This window comes from Parendozoicomonas sp. 209JJ7-1 (assembly GCF_058147085.1).
Genome location: NZ_JBYVJU010000034.1, coordinates 1 through 4,619 on the forward strand (window position 1 = coordinate 1; position 4,619 = coordinate 4,619).

4 protein-coding genes are annotated in these 4,619 nt (G+C 41.4%); all 4 read right to left on the bottom strand.

All coding sequences use genetic code 11. The annotated features are described in order from the left end of the window. Positions 1-963 (bottom strand): DUF6531 domain-containing protein (locus ACY2RQ_RS18820; RefSeq protein ID WP_490114549.1); only part of this gene is annotated, 963 nt, incomplete at its 3' end. A 197-nt stretch (positions 964-1,160) separates the two neighbouring features. Next, positions 1,161-2,834, bottom strand: a complete 1,674-nt coding sequence (locus ACY2RQ_RS18825) for a DUF6531 domain-containing protein (protein WP_490114550.1) — start codon at positions 2,832-2,834, stop codon at positions 1,161-1,163. A gap of 168 nt (positions 2,835-3,002) precedes the next feature. Continuing rightward, the gene (locus ACY2RQ_RS18830; protein WP_490114551.1) at positions 3,003-3,332 is read right to left on the bottom strand and encodes a hypothetical protein; all 330 of its coding nucleotides are present in this window, start codon (positions 3,330-3,332) and stop codon (positions 3,003-3,005) included. Then, a partial coding sequence (locus ACY2RQ_RS18835; protein ID WP_490114552.1) for an RHS repeat domain-containing protein occupies positions 3,314-4,619 on the bottom strand: 1,306 nt, incomplete at its 5' end. The genes ACY2RQ_RS18830 and ACY2RQ_RS18835, both read right to left, overlap by 19 nt.

The window sequence follows — 4,619 nt, forward strand, 5'->3', positions numbered from 1 at the left end:
CTGGCCGCGTTCGTCGGTTATACCGGTTAATAAAGAAGCGGAACCACTATTGCTTTTTATATGCTCACTCTCATTGTAATGATATTTACGGACGTAATAGACTGTTCCATTTTCTTCATAAGAAACAGAAAGTAATTGTCCTTTTGGATAGTAGGAATAGTTGAGAATTCTTCTGCTATCGATGGATATATTGGATATTTGGTTTTTTTTATTATAATTGAATTCAAAGTTGATACTGTCGTTAGATAGTCTTGCAAGTTTTCCTCTTTTATACGTTAAATGTATGCTCTTCCCATTTATGTCTGTCGTTTTTGTTAAAAGACCTTGAGGGTTAAATGTAAAGGTGTTATTCAGCCTGTCGGTAAGCTTCCAGGTTCCAAGAGAAGTTTTTTCTAATTTTAGTCTGAGGTTCGATTTTGATTGCCATTCATTATCCCTTTTTTTGAATAACAAAATCTGGCCGTCGTCTTTGTAATAAGTGATTGTGTGTGAGTTCTTTATAATCAGTCTTCTTTGATAGTTAAACCCCCAAATCTGGGACTCGCTATTATAAAATCTAAGCAAGTGTATCTTTGGTTTTCCGTTTGAGATGTAGTCAACCTCCCTTTGGAATTTATTACCATTCACTATTGATATAGGGTTTCCTACACAAGAAGCAGGTTGCCCTAGATTTGGTGTGGGTTTTTTATTAGGAAAGTAACCACACCATTGGGATAATCCTTTATTATAATCATTTTTGTCAATCCAGCTTATATCTCCGTACATTTTAAATCCTGAGAGGGGTTTAGGGCAGTCAAACCTATTTGGATATCCGCAGGCGGGAAAGTTATGTATAGAACCACACCCCTTCCTAGCTGAATCAAGATCAGGGTAGAAAATATGACTAACAGCTTCATATGGCCAACTTAATGGACTAGCTAATAACGAAAGTAATACTATATTAAATTTTTCTTTTGCTTTCATAGAATTTAATTACCTAGGTGATATGCTTTGGTTTGCAGTTTGCAGTTTGCAGTTTGCAGTTTGCAGTTTGCAGTTTGCAGTTTGCAGTTTGCAGTTTGCAGTTTGCAGTTTGCAGTTTGCAGTTTGCAGTTTGCAGTTTGCAGTTTGCAGTTTGTATGCGTTTTAAACTCTCAGGATTTTTAATAATGTAGATGTCCTTAAAGTGAAGGTGATTCCTTCCTTTCGGTTAAAAGCCCTTGATTGTCGTATATGTATTCGACAGTCTTTTTGGGATATGCTATTTTTATAGGTAAGCGAAAATTAGGATGCCACTCGGTAGTAATAATCCGTTCAGAAGAAGTACCTTGAGACTCAATTCGTTTTATTTCTCGGCCTTTCTCGTCACGGACGTACTCTGTGATATTTCCTTCCCAATCAGTCTTCCTATTTATAAAACCATTGTCATCATACCCATATGATCTGTTGGCTGCTGCGCAATGAGTTGATGCTCTACCTACGATGTGTGAAATTACTCTATTATTATTGACTGTGCCGAAGTAGATAGCACTCTCTTTTCCAAGAGAGTTAGTGATCTCAACACGTGGGCGACGACTATCTCTTATATAGGTATAGTTAACTTTATATGTGTCTTCCCCCCCTCTACTACTTGAAATGGCTCTTCCCAATGTATCGTAAGTTACGGTAGATATTTGAATACCTTCCTCATCGACAATTCCTGTGACTAGCCCTTGTTTAGATTTATAAAGGTATGTTCGTTTTCCATCTTCCCTACTGGAGTTAAGTGATTTACGGGTTACGGACTCAAGACCATGCTTTTTATTATAACTGTATTCTATGATTTCATCTGTTGGGGTTTTTAAGCGTACTAACTTTGGAGGTGTGTATTGGCCAGAGCCTAATGTTTTTTTGGGGTAATTAACAGTAAGTTCTATTTTTTTACCGTAATTGTTGGCTACTACAATGAGATTTTTTCTGTATGTAATCTCTATGCTTTGTCCTGATAGATTTTTAGCACCAATAAGCCAGCCGTCAGCATTGTAGACTTCGGTTGAGTTGTTGTGGATCAAGGAGTAACTAGTTGTGTTGTTTTCCCCCTGGATTTTTAAAAGCTGCCAGCTTTTATGGCGGTCAGAAACCCATGACCCTCCACTATTGGAAAAGTGAATGTTGTTACCATCTGGCCTTCGGGCGATGATTAGATCGTTTTCGTCGATATAAAGTGATTTCGAAAGGTTGTTGGTCCAGCCCCTACTCATAGAATTATAATAACGGGTAAACTCAAAAAACTTATGCTTATTGTTCTTATAGTCAACTTCCTTGTATAGTTTGGCTCCTGTTGTTGGGTCAATTGGATGGGGGGTTGTGACGCTGCAACCAATAAGTTCATCTTTTATAGGTTTAGGAACACAAATGCCAATGCCAAAGTGAGGGTTGAACTGCTCCCCTTCTTTACACGTCTTACACTGATAAGTCAGAACTGTTGCGACTCGGCCCATTGTCGAGGGATGTGCTCTCGGGTTCACCCAGCGTTCTCTATATGCACATTTATTAGATATTCCTCTTAGCCTATCCCTGCCTGATGTTCCAGGGCAATAAAAAAGCTCCCAAGGTATGTATTTCCAGTCAGGGCCGCCGGGAAAGTACTTTCCCGGTGAGATATTCACTGATGGGATGATTGCATTAATCGGGTTGCTATCACAGTAGGCATTATTAGCTGGATCTCCAACCCTAATTGCACAATGGTATGTTCCAGGGCTGGAGCAAAACTTATCTGCAGCGCTGGCTTGATTCGTTAGTGTGGCTATTGCAATACATGTGATGATCCCTATTTTTATAATTGGTGATTTTAATGGTAAAGAGTTTATTTTCATATTGTTCGATATGTTTTCTTAAATGCTGATAGGTACTGTGAGTTGATGAATCCACATCAAGGCTATTTAAAGGATTCCATCCCGGTTCGATATTTTTAATGTCTTTGTTTTCTTTTAACTGATTGGAGGATATTGATGATAAGTAGGAATTGGGTTTCCTATAAGTTGTTACTTAAGCTTCTTTTTTATGAAAGGAACAATAATTAACCATTGTGTGATCCCAACTATGATATTGATGGCTATTAGTGATGCAGTTTCAGCAGATATAAAAGATATACCGAATGTCCCGATTAGGATTGGTGTTAAATATTGATATGAAATATCGAGCATGAAAGGAATCAATAACCCTAAGGGTAAGTTGATTGCAATCATGCCTAATGTGTATAGACCAACAGCATGGTTAGGACCTGAGTCTGTTAAAACCCCTTCTATTATAAGAAGGAGCATTAAGCCACAATTTGCTATTACCCATAGTACTTTCATTGCTTTTTTGCACATATTGCAAAGCAGTCCACATATGTTGTTTGAGCCCAAGTTTGACAGTTTTGTGCACCAGGTTTCGCAAAACGAGAGAGGAAGGAGGAAGAAGATCTGACATCATATGCAGGCCTGAATGGGCTCTCTATGCGTTTTATAATGCACTGTTCTGTACAGTCATCTTTTCTATTATCGATTACATCACATTTTTCTCCGCTATAAGAGTCAATCGAGGGAGTACCAGGGCCGCCGAGAGCGCTTCCCCCCCTGTCTTGTCCACCGCACACCATTTTCCCATCTCTCTCAACGCAAAGATACTGGTGATGTAATAGATTCCATTCAGAATCTGGACCATTCTTCCTGCCTGTTTTTCCTGTGGTTATTATGCTTAATGCTTGTAATGGGGTATCACACCTATAGACATCTAGTCCGAGAGGGTCGATGTACTTGAAAGGATTTTGATACACATAACCATAGGTATTCATCCCCCCCTTCAACCCAATCGGATCACTCTGCATATACCGCCCTGTTCGCGGATCATAATCCCTGAAGTAGTTATAGTGCAGCTGTGTCTCTTCATCATAGTACTGCCCCGGAAAGCGCAGGTTAAAGGTCACGGCCTGGCCATCACCGTCCACATCACTGTTAATGGTGGAGACGCCAAACGGGCTCATTCGGTTTTCCCAGACCACTTTCCCGGCACTGTTGGTGAGCAACTGTGGGGTGCCAAGGTGGTCGTTATGAACCGTGTACAGTTTTTCCTGTGCTTGGGCGTTGTCGATATAAGCCAGAGGGGTGCTGCCGAGGTACATATATTGCCGTTTCACCTGGCCGGTGGTTTGGTCAATCTCGGTCAGGAGTTGGCCGCTGGGGCTATACAGGTAGGTAGTGATGCTTCCATTCACGCTCTTTTGAATCCGTTGCCCAAGAGCATTGTACAGATATTGGGCGACAGTCCGAGTCTGGCTCTGTTGTGCGGGTTGGGCTTGTGCTTCCCGCACGGCTTCTGCTAGCCGGTTGTTGTCGGCATAGCGCAGGGTTAAGTCAGACTCCCCACCATTGGTTTGGGTGATATTGCCATTCTCATCGTAGCTGTAATCAGCAGAACCGGCGCTGAGCAAGCGGTTACTGTCCGAGGCATAGCTGTAACGGGTGCTCTTGTTGTTTTGCTCCAGTTCTAACCGGTTGCCCACCGGATCATACTGGTAACTGTTGTTGCCGTAGCCACCTTCTGCGGAGGTAAGACGGTTCAGCACATCATACCCCAGCGTCTGGTTCTGGTTTTGTGCCAGCTGGTCGGTGATAGCA

Coding starts and splice junctions, on each gene's coding strand:
- ACY2RQ_RS18825 (WP_490114550.1), bottom strand. CDS start 2,834: ATGAAAATAAACTCTTTACCATTAAAATCACCAATTATAAAAATAGGG.
- ACY2RQ_RS18830 (WP_490114551.1), bottom strand. CDS start 3,332: ATGTGCAAAAAAGCAATGAAAGTACTATGGGTAATAGCAAATTGTGGC.